The organism is Sanguibacter inulinus (assembly GCF_013415325.1).
Taxonomy (GTDB): Bacteria; Actinomycetota; Actinomycetes; order Actinomycetales; family Cellulomonadaceae; genus Sanguibacter; species Sanguibacter inulinus.
The window spans coordinates 12402-34303 of record NZ_JACBYE010000047.1; the positions used below are offsets into that span (position 1 = coordinate 12402).

General features: G+C 72.0%; 19 protein-coding genes. 13 read left to right on the plus strand and 6 right to left on the minus strand.

Annotation, left to right across the window (positions count from 1 at the left end):
• Positions 1-21: 21 nt before the first annotated feature.
• Together HZZ10_RS15325 and HZZ10_RS15330 are read right to left on the minus strand one after the other, a co-directional pair.
• The gene (locus HZZ10_RS15325; RefSeq protein ID WP_056129602.1) at positions 22-1254 is read right to left on the minus strand and encodes a multidrug effflux MFS transporter; all 1233 of its coding nucleotides are present in this window, start codon (positions 1252-1254) and stop codon (positions 22-24) included.
• A gap of 126 nt (positions 1255-1380) precedes the next feature.
• Positions 1381-1917, minus strand: a complete 537-nt coding sequence (locus HZZ10_RS15330; RefSeq protein ID WP_156382674.1) for a hypothetical protein — start codon at positions 1915-1917, stop codon at positions 1381-1383.
• A gap of 303 nt (positions 1918-2220) precedes the next feature.
• Here HZZ10_RS15330 and HZZ10_RS15335 point away from each other — a divergent pair, with 303 nt between their 5' ends.
• On the plus strand, positions 2221-3084 hold the full coding sequence (locus tag HZZ10_RS15335) for an SOS response-associated peptidase (protein WP_179914159.1): 864 nt from the start codon (positions 2221-2223) through the stop codon (positions 3082-3084).
• 94 nt (positions 3085-3178) lie between these two features.
• On the opposite strand, the gene HZZ10_RS15340 is transcribed toward HZZ10_RS15335, so the two are convergent.
• Entirely contained in the window at positions 3179-4258 is a 1080-nt protein-coding gene (locus HZZ10_RS15340; RefSeq protein WP_308507597.1) for an adenylate/guanylate cyclase domain-containing protein, read from the minus strand.
• Positions 4259-4262: 4 nt separating this feature from the next.
• A complete protein-coding gene (locus HZZ10_RS15345) occupies positions 4263-5111 on the minus strand; it encodes a biotin--[acetyl-CoA-carboxylase] ligase (RefSeq protein WP_179914160.1) in 849 nt (282 codons plus the stop codon).
• A gap of 157 nt (positions 5112-5268) precedes the next feature.
• On the opposite strand from HZZ10_RS15345, the gene HZZ10_RS15350 reads away from it, so the two are divergent.
• Genes HZZ10_RS15350 through HZZ10_RS15360 form a run of 3 tightly spaced genes read left to right on the plus strand, consistent with a single transcriptional unit; the run spans position 5269 to position 7722 of the window.
• The gene (locus HZZ10_RS15350) at positions 5269-6867 is read left to right on the plus strand and encodes an acyl-CoA carboxylase subunit beta (protein WP_179914161.1); all 1599 of its coding nucleotides are present in this window, start codon (positions 5269-5271) and stop codon (positions 6865-6867) included.
• Entirely contained in the window at positions 6864-7472 is a 609-nt protein-coding gene (locus tag HZZ10_RS15355; RefSeq protein ID WP_179914162.1) for a hypothetical protein, read from the plus strand. Before HZZ10_RS15350 ends, HZZ10_RS15355 begins: the two co-directional genes overlap by 4 nt.
• A 13-nt stretch (positions 7473-7485) precedes the next feature.
• Positions 7486-7722, plus strand: coding sequence for an acyl-CoA carboxylase epsilon subunit (locus HZZ10_RS15360; RefSeq protein ID WP_235533844.1), 237 nt, complete (start codon positions 7486-7488; stop codon positions 7720-7722).
• A 6-nt stretch (positions 7723-7728) separates the two neighbouring features.
• Here the strand turns inward: HZZ10_RS15360 and HZZ10_RS15365 are convergent, their stop codons facing one another.
• Positions 7729-8508: a vitamin K epoxide reductase family protein gene (locus HZZ10_RS15365; RefSeq protein WP_218928844.1), complete on the minus strand. Its 780-nt coding sequence runs from the start codon at positions 8506-8508 to the stop codon at positions 7729-7731.
• A 129-nt stretch (positions 8509-8637) separates the two neighbouring features.
• Between HZZ10_RS15365 and HZZ10_RS15370 the strand changes: the two genes are divergently transcribed.
• The 9 genes from HZZ10_RS15370 to HZZ10_RS15410 all read left to right on the plus strand — a co-directional run bounded on the left by HZZ10_RS15370 (position 8638) and on the right by HZZ10_RS15410 (position 20368).
• Positions 8638-10362 (plus strand): DUF885 domain-containing protein, encoded by a 1725-nt coding sequence (locus tag HZZ10_RS15370; protein ID WP_179914163.1) that lies wholly within the window; start codon positions 8638-8640, stop codon positions 10360-10362.
• Between the two features lie 285 nt (positions 10363-10647).
• On the plus strand, positions 10648-11355 hold the full coding sequence (locus HZZ10_RS15375; protein ID WP_179914164.1) for a Maf family protein: 708 nt from the start codon (positions 10648-10650) through the stop codon (positions 11353-11355).
• Between the two features lie 164 nt (positions 11356-11519).
• Entirely contained in the window at positions 11520-13301 is a 1782-nt protein-coding gene (locus HZZ10_RS15380) for an acetyl/propionyl/methylcrotonyl-CoA carboxylase subunit alpha (RefSeq protein ID WP_056129586.1), read from the plus strand.
• 15 nt (positions 13302-13316) lie between these two features.
• Positions 13317-13844, plus strand: coding sequence for an NUDIX hydrolase (locus HZZ10_RS15385; RefSeq protein WP_179914165.1), 528 nt, complete (start codon positions 13317-13319; stop codon positions 13842-13844).
• 184 nt (positions 13845-14028) lie between these two features.
• Positions 14029-14913, plus strand: coding sequence for an iron uptake transporter permease EfeU (gene efeU, locus HZZ10_RS15390; RefSeq protein ID WP_179914166.1), 885 nt, complete (start codon positions 14029-14031; stop codon positions 14911-14913).
• Positions 14910-16136, plus strand: coding sequence for an iron uptake system protein EfeO (gene efeO / locus HZZ10_RS15395; protein ID WP_179914167.1), 1227 nt, complete (start codon positions 14910-14912; stop codon positions 16134-16136). The genes efeU and efeO overlap by 4 nt, the downstream gene beginning before the upstream one ends.
• 121 nt (positions 16137-16257) lie before the next feature.
• Positions 16258-17682 (plus strand): iron uptake transporter deferrochelatase/peroxidase subunit, encoded by a 1425-nt coding sequence (gene efeB / locus HZZ10_RS15400; protein WP_218928845.1) that lies wholly within the window; start codon positions 16258-16260, stop codon positions 17680-17682.
• A gap of 56 nt (positions 17683-17738) precedes the next feature.
• On the plus strand, positions 17739-19739 hold the full coding sequence (locus HZZ10_RS15405) for an endonuclease/exonuclease/phosphatase family protein (RefSeq protein WP_179914168.1): 2001 nt from the start codon (positions 17739-17741) through the stop codon (positions 19737-19739).
• A 137-nt stretch (positions 19740-19876) separates the two neighbouring features.
• Positions 19877-20368, plus strand: coding sequence for a hypothetical protein (locus HZZ10_RS15410; protein ID WP_179914169.1), 492 nt, complete (start codon positions 19877-19879; stop codon positions 20366-20368).
• 91 nt (positions 20369-20459) lie between these two features.
• Here HZZ10_RS15410 and HZZ10_RS15415 read toward each other — a convergent pair.
• On the minus strand, positions 20460-21902 hold a 1443-nt coding region (locus HZZ10_RS15415), incomplete at its 5' end, for an NAD(P)H-quinone dehydrogenase (protein ID WP_218928846.1).

A 21902-nucleotide genomic window follows, 5' to 3' on the forward strand; every position in this document is an offset into this window, starting at 1 on the left:
CAGCCAGGCCGTGCCCACCCGTCAGATCGTGTGCCAGCCGCCCTTGCGGTACGCCGGGGTCGCTGTCGCGAGCACCACGAGGCTGATGACGATCACGCTGATGATCACCGTCGTCATGGCCAGCGAGTCACCGCCGAGCACACCGACCATCGGGCTGACGACCCCAGCGATGCCCGCCTGCATCGAGCCGATGAGCGCAGCAGCCGTCCCGGCCATGTGCCCGTAGCCACCGAGCGCGAGGACCGACGCGTTCGCCGGGATGAGCCCCTGCATGCCGAGCACCAGCCACAGCGCGACGAGGACCCCGACCACTCCCCCGACCCCGGTGAGGACGACCACCAGCAGGACGAGCGAGAGCAGCAGCTGGACGACGATCGCGACCCGCAAGATCCTGATCGGGGCCACCCGCCGCACGAGGCTGGCGTTGAGCTGCGCCGAGAGGACCAGCGCGACACCGTTGACCGCGAAGAGCAGCGAGAACTGCGTCGGGCTCAGCCCGTACTCCTGCTGGAACACGAAGGGCGAGCCGACGACGTAGCTCATGATCACGGCCATGCCGAGGCCCGGGAGCACCGCGAGGGCCAAGAAGCGCCTGTCCCGCAGGAGCGCCGCGTAGGACCGCAGCGCTCCCTGGGACCCTGCCACCCGGCGGCGCTCCTGCGGCAGCGTCTCCGGCATCCAGAACCAGACGATGACCACGAGCAGCGCACCGATGAGTGCGAGCGCCAGGAACACCGCTCGCCAGGTGAAGGTCCCGGCGATCGCCTGGCCGATGCTCGGGGCCAGCAGCGGCGCGACCCCGATGACCAGCATGAGCCTCGACAGCAGCCTCGCCGCTTCCGACCCGGTGAACCTGTCACGGATCACCGCGATGGCGACGACCGACGCCGCGGCGTTGAAGAACCCCTGGAGCACCCGCAGCGCGACCAGCGCGCCGATGTTCGGCGCGATCGCGCACAGCAACGAGGTGACCACGTGCAGGGTGATGCCGATGAGCAGCGGCAGCCGTCGCCCGAACCTGTCGGAGAACGGACCGATGACCAGCTGACCCACAGCGCCGCCGATGAGCATCCCGGACATCGTGAACTGCACGGCGGTGTCGGTCGTGCCGAGGTCCTGGACCACCGTCGGCAGGGACGGCAGGTACATGTCGGTCGTCACCGCGGGCAGCGCCGCGAGCGCACCGAGCATGAGGACGTACTTGGCGTTGGGGGTGTACTGGGGCTTGTCGTTCGCGCTGGACGGGTCTGTCACCCGTCGATCATAACGATTCGACCAGGCACGAGAGAGACCGGCGGGTGAACCGCAGGGGTCGGAGCATCCTCGCTACGCCATGACCCAGGCGCGGGCCGGGGGCGACGACGGGTCAGACCGAGACGATCACTCGTCGACGATGAGCTCGAAGGCCTCGGGGTCCTTCTGCGCGTCGATCCACTCCGTGACACGGCTCACCAAGACGTCTTCCTCGGAGGCGACGAAGGGAGCCCGGCCAGGGATCTCGGTGTGCGTCCACGTGGTCGAGCGACCGTCGACGGTCTTCTCCTGGAACACCAGCACGACGGTGCGTCCTGTCTCCTCGCCGACCTGGTCCGCGAGCGCCTGGGCGTCAGCGCGGGAGGTGTGCACGTCGGAGGGCGTCACGACGTCGGTCGCGGAGAGCTCAGAGCCAGTGGCCTCGACGGTCGCGTCAGGGTCGACGGTCACCGTCGAGGGAGAGGGTTCCTTCGCCTCGGCCGAGGGCTCGATGGGCTCGGGCGTCGCGGTGACGGTCTCGTCGACCTGGACCGTGGTCTCGGTGTCTGCGCTCCGTGCGAGGCTCGCCACGGCACCTCCGGAGGTGATCGACGCGAGGCCCACCACGAGGGCCGCCGACACGATGGCAGCGACCACCATCGATGCGTCCCTGGGGCTCTTCACCGCCGACCTCCTGTGCTCTGCGCGGTGCGGACTGCCCGTCCGGTCCACCGCTGCTCGACCGTCCTGAACGATCATGCCCTGTCAGACCTCCCGAGGCGAGCATCTGGGTGGGTGTCATGTGGTGAAGAGTTCGGGAGTCACCCGGTCGGCCCTGGGAGAGAGTGTGAAGGGGACGGCGGGCAGGTGGCCGACAGTCGTGGGTGGGCGATGCGGCGAGCCGGAGACGAGACCTGACGAGGACGAGTCAGGCGCTCGAGGCACTCGGCGCTCCCACCTGGCAGCCAGGGGTGCGATCCTGGTGCGATGTGCGGACGCTACGCCTCGTTCCGGCAGGCCCAGGACCTCGCCGACGCCTTCGCCGTGCACGGGGTGATCCAGGGGGTCCTGCTCGGCGAGCCGATCACGACGCTGCCACCGTCGTGGAACGTGGCGCCGACCGATGACGTCCGCATCGTGGTCGACCGCGCCCGGGAGTCGTCCGTCCCCGGCAGTCCCCGGAAGAGCGTCGAGCGGTCGCTCCGGCTGGCGCGGTGGGGACTGGTGCCGTCGTGGTCCAGCGACCCGAGGAGTGGCGCGAAGATGATCAACGCGCGGTCGGAGAGCGTCGCCGAGAAGCCTGCCTTCCGCGAGGCGCTCGTGTCACGGCGGTGCCTCGTCCCCGCGGACGGCTACTACGAGTGGCTGCCGACGGGGCCGACGGGTCCGACGGCACGAGGTGCAGGACGCGCCCCGAAGCAGCCCGTCTACATCCACCCGGCCGACGGCGCCGTGCTGGCCTTCGCGGGGCTCTACGAGTTCTGGCGCGACCCCACCCGCTCGCCCGACGACCCCGACAGGTGGTTGACGACGACGACCATCGTCACGGCCGCGGCGACGGGTGGTCTCGCAGAGATCCACGAGCGACGGCCTGTCGCCCTGCGTCCCGAGCACTGGGACGCCTGGCTGGACCCCGTGGCGGGCGTGGACGTCGCGCTCGACGTGCTGGGCACAGCGCCCCCGGCGATGGCTCACCATCGCGTGAGTACGGCGGTCAACCGGGTCGCCGCGCACGGCCCCGAGCTGCTCGCCCCTGTCGCCGCGGGCGCGAGCGGCCCGCGCAGCGCAGGCGGTGCGGGCGGCGGGACCCCGACCGATGCCTGGGACACAGTCCCCGACGCGCTGTTCTAGCGCTCGCCCGGCAGATCCGCCGCGCCCCGGCGGACCGCCCTCGCGGGGCATGCCGCGACGCGCTGTGCAGACGCGCCGTCGGCGGACCGCCCGCTCAGGATCCTGGTGAGTACGCCCGCTGGAGGCGCACGGGGGCGATCTGCCCGAGCCCCTGCACCTCGCGCGGCGGCTTCTCGGTCAGCGCGAAGTCGGCGTCCCCGGCGAGCAGCGCGGCTGTCGCGGGGTCGAGCAGCACGGTGCCCGGGTCTGCCTCGGCCGTGAGCCGGGCCGCCAGGTTGACCGACGGCCCGAACACGTCGCCGAAGCGGGAGAGCACCCGGCCCCAGACGAGCGAGACCCGGACCGGCGGGACGTTCTCGAGCTCGCCGTCGCGGCCTGCGCGGGCGAGGCCGAGCGCTACCTGCGCACCTGTCCGCACGTCGTCGGCGATGAACAGGACCGCGTCACCGATCGTCTTCACCACGCGCCCCCCGGCAGCGGTGATGACGTCGCGGGCCCCGGCCTCGAAGTCCGAGACGAAGTCCGACAGCTCGGAGGAGCGCAGCCTGGCGGTCCTGGTGGTGAAGGAGACGATGTCGGCGAAGCCGACGGCGCGCGGGAGCGGCAGCTCCCCAGCCCCGGTCTCGTCGACAGCCCGCGCGTCGGAGAACTCGACCGACCAGCGGCCGGCCAGCGCGGCGACCTGGCGTCGCCAGGCGTGGACCAGCTGGGCCTCGAGGACCGGCGCGAGGCTCGGCAGCCTCTCGAGGACGAGCAGGCGTGCTGACGTGTCGTCGAGCTCGTAGCGCGAGGCCATGTGCTCGACGAGGGCCTCGGCCTGCCACAGAGCCAGGCGCTCGGTCGTGTGGCCGACAGACCTCACGAGAGTGGTCAGCGAGCGTGTCGAGAGCTGCTCGGTCTCGGCGATCGCGGCGATGTCACGCAGCGCCTGGGCGTCGTCCTCGGTGAAGGAGGCCTGCTCGGGCCCGAGGATCGGCAGACCGAGGGCCTGCCAGTAGGTCTTGAGGAAGTCGTGGCTGAGATGGGTCTTCTCGGCGAGCTCGTCGATCGTGAGCGTCCGGGGACCGCCCAGGAGGGCGGTGTCGAGGGCTCGACCGTGGTCGGTCAGCACGCGGGACGGAGCGCCCGGCACGGCTGGGGAAGGTGCGGGGGGTGTGGGCTGATCAGTTGACACCGGGTCAGTTTAGGCGAAGGTGATACACGTCACCGGTGTGCACGGTACGGACAGTCCCCGAGGCGTCCTCGACGAGGAGCGCGCCGTCTGCCGCGAGCCCCGTCGCGGTACCGCGCAGCTCTGTCCCGTCGGCGAGCTCGACCCGGACCGAGGCACCGACCGTGGCCGAGACCGCCGCGACCTCCTCGGCCAGCCCGGAGGCGTGCACGTCTCCGGCAGCCTCGGTCCACCGACCCAGCACCGAGACCGACGCCTCGGCGAGGGCCGTGAGGATGACCGTCCTGTCGATGCTCGCCCCGCCCACCTGGGCGACCGAGACGGCTGTCGGCACGGGCAGCTCCTCACGGGTCTGCGACACGTTGAGCCCGACACCGATCACCACACCGTCGGGGAGGACCTCGGTGAGGATCCCGGCGATCTTGCGCAGCCGACCCCAGCCCTCGATCTCGGGTTCGTCGGTGAGGACGAGCACGTCGTTCGGCCACTTCGCGACGGCCTGCACCCCGAGCGTCGAGCGCAGCGCGGTGACCGTCGCGAGCCCGGCGAGCAGGGGCAACCAGCCGAGGCGCTCGCGCGGCACCTGCGGGCGCACGAGCAGCGAGGCCGTGAGCGCCGCGCGGGCCGGGGTCGCCCAGCTCCGCCCGGCACGCCCGCGACCGGCCACCTGGTGCTCGGCGACCAGCAGCGCGGGCGCGGGCCAGGCCGCAGGGTCGGCGGCGACGCCGGCCGCCAGCTCGGTGTTCGTGGACTCCGAGGTCTCGACCACGTCCAGCCTGCGCAGCGGCCCGTGCGGCTCGCAGAGGAGGTCTCGCAGGAGCGCAGTGTCGAGCGGTGCGCGCACGTCTGGATCCATGCGCCCATCATGCACCAGCGTCCTGGGCGCAGCCTGTCGCGGCGGACCCGGCACTGCAGTGAGGCACGCGTGTTGGAGGTTCCCTCCAAGACTCACGGGGCAACGAGTCCGCCCCGGCTACATGAACCGTGGGCTCCCACCAACTACGCTCGACCGTGTGACTGACGCAACGACACCCCCGGCCTCCGGCACGGCAGGCAAGATCGCCGACCTCGCGCGCCGCTACGAGGACGCCGTCGAGACCCCCGAGACCGCCGCCGCCGAGAAGCAGCACGCCCGCTCCAAGAAGACCGCCCGCGAGCGCATCGAGGCGCTCCTGGACCCGGGCAGCTTTGTCGAGCTGGACGCCTTCGCGAAGCACCGCTCGGTGAACTTCGGGCTCGAGAAGCGGCGGATCGCCGGAGACGGCGTGGTCGTCGGCCACGGGACCGTCGACGGTCGCCAGATCTGCATCTACTCCCAGGACTTCACGGTCTTCGGCGGCAGCCTCGGCGAGGTCCACGGGCAGAAGATCACCAAGGTCATGGACCTCGCGCTGCGCACGGGCGTCCCCCTCGTCGGGATCTCCGACGGCGGTGGCGCGCGCATCCAGGAGGGTGTCGCAGCGCTCACGCAGTTCGCCGAGATCTTCCGCCGCAACGTCGCCGCCTCGGGCGTGATCCCGCAGATCTCGCTCATCCTCGGCCCGAGCGCCGGCGGGGCCGTGTACTCCCCCGCGCTCACGGACTTCATCGTCATGGCCGACGGCACGTCCAACATGTTCATCACCGGCCCTGACGTCATCCGCGCGGTGACCGGCGAAGACGTCGGCTTCGAGGAGCTCGGTGGTGCGCAGACGCACAACGAGCGCTCCGGGGTCGCGCACTACATGGGCGCCGACGAGGACGACGCGATCGACTACGTCCGCAACCTCCTGGACTACCTGCCGCAGAACAACCTCTCGGACGCCCCGACCTTCGCACCCGAGCACACCGAGCTCGAGGTCACCGACGCCGACCTGGAGCTCGACGCCCTGGTCCCCGACTCGGACTCCCAGCCCTACGACATGCGCACGGTGATCGAGCACGTGGTCGACGACGGCGTGTTCCTCGAGGTCCAGCCGCTCTACGCGCGCAACATCCTCGTCGGCTTCGCCCACGTGGAGGGCCAGTCTGTCGGCATCGTGGCGAACCAGCCGATGTCGATGGCCGGCACGCTCGACATCAACGCCGCCGAGAAGGCCGCTCGTTTTGTGCGGACCTGCGACGCCTTCAACATCCCCGTCGTGACCCTCGTCGACGTCCCCGGGTTCCTCCCCGGGACCGACCAGGAGTGGAACGGCATCATCCGCCGCGGCGCCAAGCTCATCTACGCCTACGCCGAGGCGACGGTCCCCCTCGTCACGCTCATCACGCGCAAGGCCTACGGCGGCGCGTACATCGTCATGGGCTCCAAGCAGCTCGGGGCGGACATCAACCTCGCGTGGCCGACAGCGCAGATCGCCGTGATGGGCGCGGGCGGCGCCGTGAACATCCTGCAGCGCGGCGCGCTCAAGGCGGCTGCGGCCGAGGGGCTCGACGTCGACGCCGAGCGCAAGCGGCTGGTCGACGAGTACGACGAGGCCATCGTCAACCCGTGGGACGCGGCCGAGCGTGGTTACGTCGACGCCGTGATCGCCCCCCACGACACCAGGATCCAGATCGTCCGCGCCCTGCGGGCGCTGCGTACCAAGCGGGCGTCTCTGCCCCCCAAGAAGCACGGGAACATCCCCCTATGAGCGACGAGTTCGACGCGACAGAGCCCTTCGGCGACGACCACGAGGGGCACGACGACCACCACGGTCACGACGGTCACGACGGTCACGACGGTCACGACCACGAGGCGCACGGGCCGGACCCGTTGCCCGGGGTGGACGCGACCGACCTGCACGCCGCGGTCGACGAGATCGCCGCAGCGCTGCACGCCTACGTCGACTCCGCGACGGGGGTGCGCGCCGAGTTCGGCGCGCACGAGGCCGACGAAGACCCGCGGGTCCTCGCGGTCGAGTCACGGCTGTCGACCCTCAACGCGGCGCTCTACGACCTCGTGCACGAGCGTCTGGGCATGCACTCCGACCTCACGGGGCTCTCGTGGGACGACGACACCGCCGACGACCACGGCGACGACACGTCGTCCGCCGAGCCCGACACCTTCCACCTCGGCTTCCTCGTGTGGCCGCCGGAGGGCCCGTCGGACGAGTCGATGGACTCGGTCCTCGGGATGATCGACGCGGGCGGTGAGGCGATCACGCAGCGGCTCACCGACGCGGGCTTCCAGGTGTCGGAGTGGGGCGCATCCAGGTCGGTGCCTGTCCTCTTCGACGACACGGAGGACGACGAGTGAGCGGGGACGGGCTGTGAGCGAGGCGGGCGTCGAGGACGTCCTGCGCGCTGCGGCGCAGATGCGTGTGGTCCGCGGGGCGCCCGACGACGTCGAGGTGGCTGCGCTCGTCGCGAGCCTCGCCGCCGTCGCGTCGCGCGACGTGGAGCCTGCGACCGAAGCCGCACCGCGGTCCGAGTGGGCCCGGCCGCTCCGCGCGGTCCACGCGACCCGGGCCGCCGGTGCCGACGCGTGGCGGTGGAGCCTGCGCTGAGCTGTCTCAGCTGAACAGGACGGTGCCGTGCTGGAGCAGCACGAGGGTCGCGAGCAGCACGACGAAGGCGATCCCTGCGTACAGGTCGTAGTCTTCGCGCACCCAGGACCGCACCCTGCGCTGCGCGGCGGGCGGCAGGTAGAGGTTGTTCTCGCGGATGTTGTAGTGCAGCAGCGTGAGGAAGACGAGCGACGTCGACACGGTGATGAGCATGCACCAGGGGCACAGCGCGCCGATGACCCACATCGACTGGCTGAAGAGCCAGAGCGCGAAGGCCAGACCGAAGGCGTAGACGACCTGCGCCGTGAACATGAACCAGCGCGGGAACCGCACGCCCGAGAGCGCGGCCACGGCGATGGTGATGACGACAGGCTCGGTGACCATGCCGAGGAAGGCGTTGGGGAAGCCGAAGAGGCTGGCCTGCCACGAGAGCGCCACGGTCCCGCAGCTGATGACGGAGTTGATGTCGCAGCTCAGCACGGCTGTCGGGTTCGCCGCGAGCTCGACGGCGTCGTAGGAGAGCACGAAGGCCGCGATCAGGCTGAGGGTCGCGGAGAAGAGCATCGTCCCGAAGATCCAGCGGTCCGAGTGGCGGAAGCCGACGATCGCGTCGGCTGCGGCGGCGAGCCGCTCGTCGGAGAGCTCGTCGTCGCTGAGGTCGTCGACGTCAGCCGACAGCAGCTCGGCCTCGTCGGCTCCTGAGCGCCGGGCACCTGCGGCACCGCCTGCCCTGCTGCCCTCGCCTGCGCCGCGGCTGTGTGCCGCTGCACCTGTGCTCGTCACCATGCGCGCTCGTCCCCTCAGACCCGTGCAGCGTCCAGGCAGCGCCCGGCTCTGGGCTCCATCGTGGTGCACAGGCCTCGCCGGTCTCCGGGACGATCGTCCTGGCAGAGACGATCCGGGTAGCGTCTACCCATGACCACAGACTCCGCCCACCAGGGCGCACCCGCACGTCCCACCTCGGAGATCGACCTCGTCGCCAACCGCTACGTCCAGGACGCCGCCAGGCTGGACCCCTTCGCCGCGACGGCGATCGGGATCCCCGGCTACGACGACAAGGCCACCGACTACTCCCCCGCAGCCGTCGACGAGCGCGCGGCGCTCGCCCGCGACGTGCTCGCCCAGGTCCGCTCGATCGCACCCGCCGACGACGTCGACGTCGTCACCCAGGCCGCGATGACCGAGCGCCTCGGGCTGACCGTCGAGCTCCACGAGGCCGGCGAGGACTACGCGCCGCTCAACGTCATCGCGAGCCCGCTCCAGGAGATGCGCGACGTCTTCGACATCACCGGGACGGACACCGTCGAGCACTGGCAGGCCATCGCGGCACGCCTGGCCGCGCTGCCCGGGTCGGTCTCCTCCTACGTCGAGTCCCTGCGCCACCGGGCGTCGTCAGGCGAGGTCGCCGCAGTCCTGCAGGTGACCGAGGGGATCAAGCAGGCTGCCGAGCTCGCCGACCCGTCGACCTCGTTCTTCACGTCCTTCGTCACCGGGCCGGCTGCTCGCGCAGCCCTCAGCGGGGACAGCGCCGGGACCGTGCTCCAGGCCGACCTCGAGCGCGGTGCCCGAGCGGCGTGCGAGGCCTACGGCTCGCTCGCGACCTTCCTCCAGGACGAGCTCGCACCCCAGGCACCCACCCAGGACGCCGTGGGCCGGGACCGCTACGCGCTCCAGTCCAGGTTCTTCCTCGGCGCGACGGTCGACCTCGACGAGACCTACGAGTGGGGCATCGAGGAGCTCGCGCGCGTGATCGCCGAGCAGGAGAGCATCGCCCGGGAGATCGCCGGTCCCGGTGCGAGCGTCGAGGACGCCGTCGCGAGGCTCGACGCCGACCCCGCGCGCACCCTGCACGGCACGGCAGCCCTGCAGGAATGGATGCAGAAGACCTCCGACGAGGCCGTCAGGGCCCTCGACGGCGTGCACTTCGACATCCCCGAGCCCGTGCTCGCCCTCGAGTGCATGATCGCCCCGACGCAGAACGGCGGCATCTACTACACCCCGCCGAGCGACGACTTCTCTCGCCCCGGACGCATGTGGTGGTCCGTGCCGCCCGAGGTGACCGAGTTCAACACCTGGCGCGAGAAGACGACGGTGTTCCACGAGGGCGTGCCGGGTCACCACCTCCAGTGCGGTCAGGCCGTCTACGAGCGTGCGACGCTCAACGACTGGCGCCGGCTCGCCTGCTGGGTGTCCGGCCACGGAGAAGGCTGGGCGCTCTACGCCGAGCGCCTGATGGCCGACCTCGGGTTCCTCGACGACCCGGGCGACAGGCTCGGCATGCTCGACGCGCAGCGCATGCGCGCTGCGCGCGTGGTCCTCGACATCGGGGTCCACCTCGGCAAGCCGGCCCCGCAGGTGTGGGGCGGCGGCACCTGGGACTCGGCCAAGGCCTGGGACTTCCTGCGCGCCAACGTCAACATGCCCGAGGCCTTCGTCCGCTTCGAGCTCAACCGCTACCTCGGCTGGCCCGGGCAGGCACCGTCGTACAAGGTCGGGCAGCGGCTGTGGGAGCAGACCCGCGACGCCGCGTCGGCCTCGGCCGCCGCACGCGGCGAGACCTTCGACATCCGGGCCTTCCACGCCCGCGCCCTGAGCCTGGGCTCGGTCGGGCTCGACGTGCTCAAGGACGCCCTGTCCTGAGACTGCACAGCACCGGCTCGGGTGCTCCGGCTCCTGGACCGTGGAGGGGCCCACGGTCCTGAGCAGGCCTCGTCGCCTGCTCAGGACCGGGGCGTCGCGGGCGCTGGAGCAGCACCGGTCCCCTCAGGCCCCGCGGACGAGGCGTCGGAGGGCCTCGCGTCGCTGAGGGGTTGACGATCGAGGCTCCTCCGACACACATCGATCATCCCCCGCGCGAATGGCCACAGAACAGGACGAAGGTCCATCGACGAGGACCACCCGATCGCGCGCCCGTAGGCTGTGCGCGTGACCACGCTGCTCCTCGCCTCCGCGTCCCCCGCCCGCCTCAGCACCCTGCGCTCCGCGGGGCTCGACCCGCAGGTCCGGGTCTCCTCGGTCGACGAGGACGCCGTGCTCGCCGAGGGCCGCGAGCGATTTGGTGCGCTCGAGCCCGCCGACGCGGTCCTGCTGCTCGCCCAGGCGAAGGCCGAGGACGTCACGCGTTCGCTCGAGCAGACAGCGGCCGGCACAGGTACCGACGCCGACACCTCGGCCGGCGAGGCTCCTGCGGAGGGCTCCGGCGTCGCCGCGCTCCCCGACCTCGTCGTCGGCTGCGACTCGATGCTCGAGCTCGACGGCGAGATCTTCGGCAAGCCGGCCGACGCCGAGACCGCCGTCGCCCGGTGGCGCACCATGCGCGGGCGCTCCGGCGTCCTGCACACAGGGCACTGGGTGGTCGACCTGCGTGACCCCGAGGACGGGGGCACGGGCGGCACCCTGGGAGCGACCAGCTCGACGACCGTGCACTTCGCGCAGGTGAGCGACGAGGAGATCGAGGCCTACGTCGCGACGGGCGAGCCGCTCGCGGTCGCAGGCGCCTTCACGCTCGACGGGCGGGGCGGCGCCTTCGTCTCCGGGGTCGAGGGAGACCACCACGGCGTGGTCGGGATCAGCCTCCCGCTGCTGCGCGAGCTGCTCGACCAGGTGGGTGTCCGCTGGACCGACCTGTGGTGACCAGCCAACGACGAGCGCCGCACGAGGCCTCGGACCTCTCCTGAGGCAGGCCTCCATAGAGGAACCCTACAAACGGCCCTGAGAGGGCTTGGACCTCTCCCCAATCTTCGCGGCGACAGTGCGTCCAGCCGTGGACGAGGGGCGCCGCCGGGTTACCGTGAGCCGTGCCCCTCATCTCCAAGGTCCTCATCGCCAACCGCGGCGAGATCGCCGTCCGCATCGCTCGCGCGTGCGCCGACGCCTCGATCTCCTCCGTCGCCGTCTACGCCGACCCGGACCGCGAAGCCCTGCACGTGCGTCTCGCCGACGAGGCCTACTCCCTCGACGGCATGCGCGCCGCCGACACCTACCTCGACATGAGCAAGCTGCTCGACGTCGCCCGACGGGCCGGCGCCGACGCCGTGCACCCCGGGTACGGCTTCCTCGCCGAGAACGCCGACTTCGCGCGCGCCGTGATCGCCGCTGGTCTCACCTGGATCGGCCCGCCGCCCTCGGCGATCGACGCCCTCGGCGACAAGGTGAGCGCGCGGCACATCGCCCAGCGCGCCGGCGCGCCGCTCGTCCCGGGGACGGCTGACCCCGTCGCCGACGCGAGCGAGGTGCACGCCTTCGCGGCCGAGCACGGTCTGCCCGTCGCCATCAAGGCGGCCTTCGGCGGCGGTGGTCGCGGCATGCGCGTCGCGCGCACCGCCGACGAGATCGACGAGATGTACAACGCGGCCGTCCGCGAGGCCGTCGGCGCCTTCGGGCGCGGCGAGTGCTTCGTGGAGCGCTACCTCGACACCCCTCGGCACGTGGAGACCCAGTGCCTCGCCGACGAGCACGGCACCGTCGTGGTCGTCTCGACCCGCGACTGCTCGCTCCAGCGCCGCCACCAGAAGCTCGTCGAAGAGGCACCCGCACCGTTCCTGTCCCAGCAGCAGGTCGACGCGCTCTACGCGTCCTCCGAGGCGATCCTGCGCGAGGCCGGGTACGTCGGCGCCGGCACCTGCGAGTTCCTCGTGGGTGCGGACGGCACGCTCTCCTTCCTCGAGGTCAACACCCGCCTGCAGGTCGAGCACCCCGTGAGCGAAGAGGTCACCGGGATCGACCTGGTCCGCGAGCAGCTGCGCATCGCGTCAGGGGAGCCGCTCGGCTATTCCTCGGTCGAGGTCCGCGGCCACTCGATCGAGTTCCGCATCAACGGCGAAGACCCGGCTGCGGGCTTCCTGCCCTCCCCCGGCAAGATCACCGGTCTGCGCCTGCCGACGGGGCCGGGCGTCCGCGTCGACAGCGGCGTCGTCGAGGGCGACACCATCTCCGGTGCCTTCGACTCTCTGCTCGCCAAGGTGATCGTCACCGGCGCGACCCGGCGCCAGGCCGTCGAGCGCGCCCGCCGTGCGCTGCGCGAGCTCGAGATCGAGGGCATCCCGACAGTCGTCCCGTTCCACCGCGCCGTCCTCGACACCGAGGCCTTCGTGCCCTCGGGCGAGGGGCCCTTCAGCGTCTACACCCGCTGGATCGAGACCGAGTTCGCCGACGAGTGCGCTGCGCTCGGCGGCACCACCCCCGCACCCACCCCCGCGGAGGAGGACGAGCCGACGGGCGCGACCGAGCGTGTGGTCGTCGAGGTGGGCGGCAAGCGGCTCGAGGTCGTCATCCCGGCTGGCCTGGGGATCAGCGGTCGCGCGCGGGCCGGTGCCGCCAGGCGTCCCGCACGCCGCGCCGCGACGAAGACGGCGTCTGCGTCAGGCTCGACCCTCACCTCGCCGATGCAGGGCACGATCGTCAAGGTCGCGGTCGAAGACGGGGCGACCGTCGCCGAGGGTGACCTCGTCGTGGTGCTCGAGGCCATGAAGATGGAGCAGCCGCTGCTCGCGCACCGTGCCGGGACCGTCAGCGGGCTCACCGCTGCTGTCGGCGGCGGCGTCAGCGCCGGCACCGCGATCTGCGAGATCCTCGCCTGACGTGCCTGGGCTGACATGACCGAGGTCCCCGGGTTCTTCCGGCACCCTGGCGACGGCTGGGTGGAGTGCGCCTGCGGGCGGCGCCACTGGGGCCTCGTCGGTGCGGCCGGGCTGCTGCTCGTCCGCCGGGACGACCGGGGCTTCGTCACGCACGTCGTGCTGCAGCACAGGTCGCTCGAGAGCCACCAGGGCGGGACGTGGGGGGTGCCCGGCGGGGCGATCGTCCCCGGCGAGACCGCCGTCGAGGGTGCGCTGCGCGAGTCGCAGGAGGAGGCCGGGATCGCGCCCGGTGCCGTCCGCGTGCTCGGTGAGCACGTGCTCGACCACGGACCCTGGAGCTACACGACAGTCCTGGCCGAAGAAGCCCCAGGCCACGTGATCGACGTCCGCCCGACCGACACCGAGAGCCTCGACGTCGTGTGGGTCCCTGCCGACGAGGTGACAGACCGAGAGCTGCTGCCCGCCTTCGCAGCTGCGTGGCCCGGGCTGCGCGCCCGGATCGACGCGCTCGGGCCGAGCGACCCTGACGACGCCGTCTCCTAGCTAGGCCAGCTCTCAGCGCCACGACAGACGTCCCGGGCTCTCCAGAAGTTCCCAGGATCGCTGAGACGTGCACCACGTCGGCCCGGATCGCTCCCCTCAGGCCCTCGACGGGAGTACATTCGTCTCGGCTCGTCATGAGGCAAGCCTTACCTCAGGTCTGGCGACCTGGCTCGAAGGGTCTGTCGTGCTCCCCAACTTCCTCATCGGCCTGCGTGAAGGGCTCGAGGCGGCACTCGTCGTCGGGATCCTCGTGGCGTACCTCGTCAAGACCGGACGGCGGGACCTGCTCCCCCAGCTCTGGGCCGGCGTCACCCTCGCCGTCGTCGTGTCGCTCGCCTTCGGGGCGCTGCTGACCTTCGGCCCCCGAGGCCTGACCTTCGAGGCTCAGGAGGCGATCGGCGGGACCCTCTCGATCGTCGCCGTCGGGCTCATCACCTGGATGATCTTCTGGATGGGCAAGACGGCCCGCCACCTCAAGAGCGACCTGCACGGCAAGCTCGACGAGGCCGTCGCCGCCGGACGCTGGGCCGTGCTCGTCATGGCCGTCCTCGCCGTCGGCCGTGAGGGCCTCGAGACGGCCCTGTTCCTCTGGGCCGGCGCTCAGGCCACAGGCCAGACCGTCGAGCCGCTCGTCGGCGCGCTCCTGGGCATCCTCGTCGCGGTCGCCCTCGGCTGGGCTGTCTACAAGGGCGCGGTCCGTCTGAACCTGCGCGTCTTCTTCGCGTGGACAGGTCTGCTGCTGATCGTCATCGCCGCCGGGGTGCTCTCCTACGGGGTCCACGACCTCCAGGAGGCGGGCATCCTGCCCGGCCTGCACAACCTCGCCTTCGACGTGTCCGCCCAGGTCCCGCCGTCGAGCTGGTACGGCACCCTCCTCAAGGGCACCGTCAACTTCTCCCCCGCGACCACGTGGCTCGAAGCCCTCGCGTGGACCGCGTACATCGTCCCCGTCATGACCGTCTACGTCCGCACAGTCTGGTCCGGCTCGCCCCGCACCCCGACGACGTCGAGCACCGTGAAGGCACCCGCCGCCGGCGCCGCCGCTCCCACCACCGGAGGAACACCTTGAGCCCGACCACCCAGCGCCCGCGCGCTGCGCGCACCCTGACCCTCACGGCCGCCGCGCTCGCCACGACCCTCGCCCTCGCGGCCTGCACGGACAACTCCGCGCCGGCCGACGAGGCCGAGGGCAGCGGGCCCGCGACGCTCACCGTCACCTCGACCGCCGACGAGTGCACCGTCTCGGCCCCCGAGGCGCCGTCAGGCAACGTGGTCTTCTCCGTGACCAACGCGGGCGACGACGTCACCGAGTTCTACCTGCTCGCCGAGGACGGTCTGCGGATCGTCTCCGAGGTCGAGAACATCGGCCCCGGTCTGACCCGTGACCTGGTGCTGACGGCCAAGCCCGGCAGCTACGTCACCGCCTGCAAGCCGGGGATGGTCGGCGACGGCATCCGGGCAGACTTCACGGTCACCGACTCCGGCTCCGACGTCGCGCCGACAGGCGAGCTCGCCGACCAGATCACGACGGCGACCACCAACTACGTCGGGTACGTCAAGGACCAGACGGAGCAGCTGCTCGCGGGGACCCAGGAGTTCGTCGACGCCTACGCGGCCGGCGACGACGACACCGCGCGTGCGCTCTACGCCTCGACCCGCGTCCACTGGGAGCGCATCGAGCCCGTCGCCGAGTCCTTCGGCGACCTCGACCCCCGCATGGACCTGCGCGAGGCCGACCTCGAAGAGGGCCAGGAGTGGACGGGCTGGCACCTCCTCGAGAAGGACCTGTGGCAGCCCACCGCCGAGGCGAACGGCGGCACCGAGTACGTGCCGCTGACCCCTGAGCAGCGCACGCAGTACGCCGACCAGCTGCTCGCGGACACGACCGAGCTCGACACCCGCGTGCACACGGCGGAGTTCGCCGAGGGGATCGATGCGGCGAGCATCGGCAACGGTGCCAAGGGCCTGCTCGACGAGGTCGCGACGGGCAAGGTCACCGGCGAAGAAGAGATCTGGTCGCACACCGACCTCTGGGACTTCCAGGCCAACGTCGACGGCGCGAAGGTCGCCTACGACGGGCTCCGTGACGTCGTGATCGCCCAGGACGCCGACCTCGCCGACGCCCTCGACACGCAGTTCGCCGAGATCCAGACTCTCCTCGACGCCCAGCGCTCGGGCGACGGCTTCGTGCTCTACACCGACCTCACCCCAGCCCAGGTGAAAGAGCTCGCCGACGCCGTCAACGCGCTCGGCGAGCCGCTCTCGAGGTTGACCGCAGCCGTCGTCCTCTGACGCACCCCACCCGGTCGACCAGACGTCGGCCACGGGTCGCCGGGAGGCGACCAGCAGCAGATCCGCGAGCCCGGCCGACCAGGACCCCTGGTCGGCCGGGCACCACCACCCGAGGTCCCCGATGCCGACGCCACCCCGCACCCCCGACGCTGAGCAGCCCGCTGCCGGCTCCACCGCCGGAGCCGACCAGGCTGCCGGTGCCGACAGCACCGACGGTGCTGCAACCGCCACGACGGGGCAGCCGGCTGCCCGCCCCGTGTCCAGGCGCGGTCTGCTCGGCATCGCCGGGGCCGGGCTCGTAGCCCTCGGGGCCTCTGCGGCGACGGGCTACGCCGTCGGGCGTCCCGCAGCCGAGCCCGCTCCGGCGTCGCGGTCCTACCCGATCACCGGGGCGCACCAGACGGGCATCAGCACGCCTGCCCAGGACCGTCTGCACTTCGCGACCTTCGACCTGCTCACCGAGGACCGCGACGACGTGGTCGAGCTGCTGCGGACCTGGACGGCCGCCGCAGACCGCATGATGCGCGGTCTGCCCGCCGGAGAGCTCGGCCCGTCGTCGGGTCCCTACGACGCACCGCCGGACGACACCGGTGAGACCGAAGACCTCGACGCCTCGCACCTGACGATCACCTTCGGCTTCGGACCCTCGTTCTTCGAGGGCGCCGACGGCGCAGCGCGCTTCGGCCTCGATGGCCGCAAGCCTGCGCTCCTCGCCGACTTGCCGCACTTCCCCGCAGACGCTCTCGAAGACGCGCGCTGCGGCGGTGACATCGCGGTCCAGGCCTGCGCCGACGACCCGCAGGTCGCCGTCCACGCGATCCGCAACCTCGCCAGGCTCGCCTTCGGCACGGCCTCGGTGCGCTGGAGCCAGCTCGGCTACGGGCGCACCTCGACCACGTCGACGAGCCAGTCGACCCCCCGGAACCTCTTCGGCTTCAAGGACGGCACAGCCAACATCAAGGCCGAGGAGCCCGCGGCCCTCGAGGACCACGTCTGGGTCCAGCCCGAGGACTCGGCCTCCGATCCCGGAGCGGCGTGGCTCGCCGGAGGCTCGTACCTCGTCGCCCGTCGCATCCGCATGACCATCGAGACGTGGGACCGCTCGTCCCTGCGCGAGCAGGAGACGATCACGGGGCGGACCAAGGGCAGCGGAGCACCGCTGTCCGGGGGCGACGAGCACACAGAGCCCGACTTCACGGTGACAGGACGCGGCGACGTCCCGCTCATCGACCCTGCCTCGCACGTCGCGCTCGCGCACCCGAGCGCGAACGGCGGTGCCCGCATGCTGCGCCGCGGCTACAACTACACCGACGGCTCCGACGGTCTGGGCCGCCTCGACGCCGGGCTGTTCTTCCTCTGCTACGTCCGCGACCCCGCCACCCAGTACATCCCGCTGCAGAACACCCTCGCCCGCGACGACCTCTTGAGCGAGTACCTGCGGCACACAGGGTCAGGGCTCTGGGCCGTCCCACCGGGCCTGCCCGCAGGGTCCACGACGGGTGGCACCGACGGCGCCTACGTCGGCCAGACGCTGTTCGAGGCGTGAACCGCGACCCCCGGGCGCCCAGCACACCAGGGGCCCGGGCGCTGTAGCGTCGGGGCATGACCGACATCTCGCCGCCCGTCGCCGCGCGGACCTGTGCGCGCCTCGTGCTGCTGCTCGCTGTCGTCACCGCCCTCACCGCAGACCTCGTCCGCACCAGCGGGCCGCTGATCGACCAGGCCTTCACAGCGGGTGTCGTGCAGGCCGGGGCGACGGCCGTCGGCACCTACGCCGCAGCCGGGGCCCTCGTCGCCCTCGTGTGCCTGCGGCGCCAGGTCGCAGGCCCAGCCCTGGTCACCGGGGTCGTGTCGCTCGTCGTGCTCAGGCTCGCCGTGCAGGCGACCCAGGGGTCCGCACGGTTCGTGCTCGGGCTCGTCGCCGTCGCCCTCGCCCTCGCGGTCCTGGTGGTCACCGCGGCTGTGGCCGCTCGCGTCTCCGGGCGCGTCGTGGCCGCCGGTGTCTCGGGCGGGCTGGCCCTCTCCGCCGCGCTGACGCTCGCGTGGAGCACCTGGGACCCCGTCTGGCGTCCAGGCGTGGTCGCCTGGGTGACGCCCGTGCTGCTCGGCGGGGTCGCAGTCCTGCTCGCACGGGGGCTGCGGAGGCTGCCCGCAGCACCCGCGGTCCGCGGTCTCTGGCTCCTCGGGCCCTTCGTCGGCCTCGCCGTCATGACCGTCGCGAACCCCGCCTTCCTCGCCTCCCAGACCGGCCTGCCGCTCTGGGTCGCAGGTCCTCTGCTGCTGGTCCCCGCTGTCCTCGTCGCGGTCGTCCTCGTGCTGCCCGTCGCCCGGACCCCGCGGACGCCCGCGTGGATCGACGGACTGCTGGTCGTGGTGCTCGGCAGCGCGTCGGCCGGCGTCTTCGCTGCTGCGACGTGGCCGCACGACCCCGGGGCCTGGCGGACCGTCCTCGTCTGCCTCTCGCTGCTGGTCCTCGCTGTCGGCGCTCCCCTCGCGCTCGCCCGAGCCCTGACCCGCCCCGTCCGCGACCAGTCCTCGGCGAGGCTCGCCGGTGCTGCGGCCTGCGCGGGCCTCGGGGTGATCGTCCCGCTGCTCGTCTACCAGCTGGACTACGACGTCCCGCTCGGCGTCCCCAACGCTGTCGTCCCCGTGCTGGTCGCGGTGCTGCTCTCGATCATGGCGGCGCGAGCCCGCTCGAGGGCCCGTGCATCCGAGCGGGACGCTGTCGGGACCGACGGCACCGACGGCACCGTCGAGCTGTCGACCGTCGGCGCTCCGCTGCGGGCCCAGCTCGTCCTCGTGACGCTCACCTGCGCGCTGCTGGTCGTGGGGACCGCCGTGGTGCTGCCGAGCAGCGGGACCGGCACACCGGCCGACGAGCGTCCTCCCGTCGCCGACGGCACGCTCCAGATGCTCGACTGGAACCTGCACTACGGGGTGAGCACCGGACCCGGCGTCGAGCTCGACGAGATGGTCGACGTGATCGCCGGCTCGGGTGCCCAGCTGGTCACGCTCCAGGAGGTCTCGCGCGGCTGGGTGATGGGCGGCGGGTCCGACATGGCCACATACCTCGAGCAGCGGCTCGGGATGCACTCTGCCTTCGTCCCGGCCGCCGACAGGCAGTTCGGCAACATGATCCTGTGGGACGAGTCCCTCGGCGACGGGACGGACATCGACCCGACGGCCCTGCCTTACGGCGCCGGACCTCAGCGCCGCAGCGCCGTGAACGTCACGCTCGACGTCGACGGCACGCCGCTGCGGGTCACCTCGGTGCATCTCCAGCACCGGATGGGCAACATCGACACCCGGCTCGACCAGATCGCCGCGCTCCTCGACGCCGAGCCCGTCGTCGGTGCGCGTCTGGTCGCCGGCGACCTCAACGCCGAGCCCGGGTGGCCCGAGGTCGCGCTCTTCGAGGCCGCCGGTCTCACGAGCGCTGTTGACGAGGCGGGCGACCCGCTGTCCTCGACCTTCCCGAGCGACGCACCGTCCTCGCGGATCGACTGGATCTTCGGGGCAGGCGTGAGCTTCTCCGACGTCGAGGTGCTCGACGTCCGCCAGAGCGACCACCGGCCGCTCGTCGCGACGGTGAGCCTCCCGTGAGGCCCGGCTGATCGCACGCCGCGCGAGAAGGACCGGCCCAGCATGGCAAGGCTCCGCCCTCCGACGCCCGACCTCGGCGTCCCCACGTCCCTCCCGCAGCCCGACCGCAGACCACCCGCAGACCTAGGAGACCCACCGTGCAGCTCTCGCTCCCCCTCGACGAGGCCCTCGCCCTCGCAGCAGCCAAGAAGCCCCTACCACCCTTCGTCCGCTCGCTGCGCTGCGAGGGCTCGACCATCGTCGTCGAGGTCGACCTGCGGCTCGTGCCAGACGGCGGGACCGCGCTGAGGCTCGCCGCAGCCGCTGTCGGGACAGTGACCGCGACCGCTGTGCTGACCGGCTACGCGGGCGGTGTCGCGACCTTCGAGGTCACGGCCCAGGCCCGCTCGATCCCCGCGCACAAGCTGCTCAACCACCTCACCGGCCCGGTGAACACTGCGCTGGCGCGTCAGGGCCTGCCCGAGGGGCTCGTCGAGATCCGCAAGGGCGACGGCGACCCTGTCGTGGCGGTCCGCGTCCAGGAGGCCGTCGCCACCAAGGTCACCGGGGTGACGCTGACCGACCTCGCGGTCCACGACGGCGCCGTGCACGTGAGCGCGCGGATCGAGAAGGTCACGCTGCTCGGCTGAGCGGCGTCCGGTCGCTTGGAGACCTGGTCGCCCGGTCGCTCACGGCGGCACGACCGGACCGTCCGCCGGTCGGCCCGACGGGCGCAGCACGTCACTCGCCGCGGTGGTGCCCCATCCGCGCGACCTCCGCGATCGACCCCGACAACGACGGGTACACCGTGAAGGCCTCGGCTACGGCGTCGGCGGTGAGCCTGTGCGCGACGGCGAGGGTGATCGGGAAGATCAGCTCGCTCGCCCGCGGCGCCACGACCACGCCGCCGAGCACGACGCCGGCCTCGGGGTGCGAGAACATCTTGACGAAGCCGTCGCGCATGCCGAGCATCTTGGCCCGCGGGTTGCGGCTCAGCGGCAAGATCGTCGTCACGTACTTCGAGCCCTGCTCGACGAGCTTCTTCTCGGAGTACCCGACGGTCGCGATCTCCGGTGCCGTGAAGATGTTGGCCGCGACGGTCCGCAGCCGGATGGGCTGGACGGCGTCACCGAGGGCGTGCGACATCGCGACACGTCCCTGCATCGCCGCGACGCTCGCGAGCGGGAACACCCCCGTGCAGTCCCCCGCCGCGTAGACGCCGCGAGCACTCGTGCGCGAGACCTTGTCGACCTCGATGTGGCCCGACGGCGTGAGGCGCACCCCGGCCTCCTCGAGCCCGAGGCCCTCGGTGCTGGGGGTCGACCCGACAGCCATGAGCAGGTGCGAACCCGTGACGACGGTGCCGTCAGACAGGGTGACCTCGACGTGCTTGTCGTCGCCCTCCCCCACGACGACGGCCGACTCGGCGCGGCTGCGTCCCATGACGGTCATGCCACGCCCGCGGAACACCTCTTCGATGAGGTTGGCGGCGTCGGCGTCCTCACCCGGGAGCACCCTGTCGCGGCTCGAGATCAGCACGACGTCGCAGCCGAGGGCGTTGTACGCGCCTGCGAACTCTGCGCCGGTGACCCCGGAGCCGACGACGATGAGCTTCTCGGGCAGGGAGGTCAGGTTGTACACCTGCGTCCACGTGAAGATGCGCTCGCCGTCGGGGACCGCGGTCGGCAGGACGCGGGGCGTCGCGCCCGTCGAGACGAGGACCACGTCGGCGTCGAGCTCGACCTGCGGCTGCCCGTCGGCGGTGTCGACCACCACGCGGGACGGGCCGTCGAGGCGTCCTCGTCCCATGACGATGCGGATGTCCTCACGCTCGAGCCGCGCGCGGATGTCGGCCGACTGGGCGGCTGCGAGCGCCATCACGCGGGTGTTGACGGCGGCGAGGTCGACGTGGTGCTTCTGGCTGGTCGCGCCGGCTGCGCCGTCGACCCGGATGCCGAGCTCGGCTGCGGTGTCCGCGATGGTCATCCACTCGGCTGTCGCGATGAGGGTCTTCGAGGGCACGACGTCGGTGAGGACCGCGGCGCCGCCGAGGCCGTGGAGCTCGACGACCGTGACGTCCGCGCCGAGCCGGCGGGCGACGAGGGCCGCCTCGTAGCCGCCGGGCCCTCCGCCGAGGATGACGATGCGGGTCGCCTGGAGGTCGCTCGACCCGGGGGTGTGGGC